Here is a 935-nt window from a genome sequence, read left to right as displayed (position 1 = left end):
GTCCACAGGAGGCGCCGACGAACGCCCCCCGCGCCGAGTACGCGACGGCGCCCGTCACCGACGAGGCCACGCAGGGCGAGCAGTCGCTCCTCACGTTGCTCAAGTCGGGTGTGAACCCCGCGCTCTACATGGAGCGGACGTTCGACGGACAGGGTGGCGCGTACGGTCATCGACTTCAGGCTCCCCTCGGTCGTTTCGCCCGTGTAAACGCCGCTCTGAAACACCAGTACTCCACTTTCGCATATACGGATTGGGTATCGGGGAGCGGCGGTGGAACATACACATTGGGCCATACGAGCGACCGTCCTCGTCGGTTTATCGTAAGCCACGACGGGAGTGGTAACGATGTGCTAGGCGCGGTGTACCATCCAGCACTCGTATCCCATGATGTTCTCGGATCGTGGCGGATCACATTCAGAGATGTCTCGTTTACGGACAACGGAAATACAGCCGAGAACTACCTTCTAATTGGGGTTTCGGACGCAGACCCGACTGCTTCGCGTATCGACTCCACAGGCAACGCTGTCATCTACAGAGACTCGCTTGATGTCGACCGTGTCCTCACGGTGAATGGAGGGACTGCTTCGGACACGACAGGCCCTCAGGTGGACTGGTCATCCAACCACGATGTGACTCTGGAATTCGACGGATCTGAGGCTTCGCTATACATCGATGGTGAGTTCTGGGCGTCAGTTTCCGATAGCCCGAGAGGAGATATGCGTCCTGTAATACAACTAAGAGACGGAGGCGGTAACACGACTTCAGACACGGTAGAGGTTGAAGATGTAACGGTCGAACCCCTCCCAGAGGTGTTGAACTGATGGAATCAGTCAACTCCCGAAACGACGCTGCGAGTCGTGAGGTGCTAAACTAACATGACAACAATCAATCTCCAAGACGGCCTTGAGGCGTGGTACGAGTTTGACTCGGACTAC

Annotated in this window: 1 protein-coding gene; it reads left to right on the top strand. The window is 57.0% G+C overall.

Annotated features, from left to right (window positions below):
- On the top strand, window positions 1-821 hold an 821-nt coding region (locus EXE45_RS19835; protein ID WP_158294305.1), incomplete at its 5' end, for a hypothetical protein.
- Window positions 822-935: the final 114 nt, after the last annotated feature.

It is taken from the genome of Halorubrum sp. SP9, assembly GCF_005435015.1.
In the GTDB taxonomy this organism is placed as follows: Archaea; Halobacteriota; Halobacteria; order Halobacteriales; family Haloferacaceae; genus Halorubrum; species Halorubrum sodomense.
This window is presented reverse-complemented; position numbering and strand designations above follow the sequence as displayed.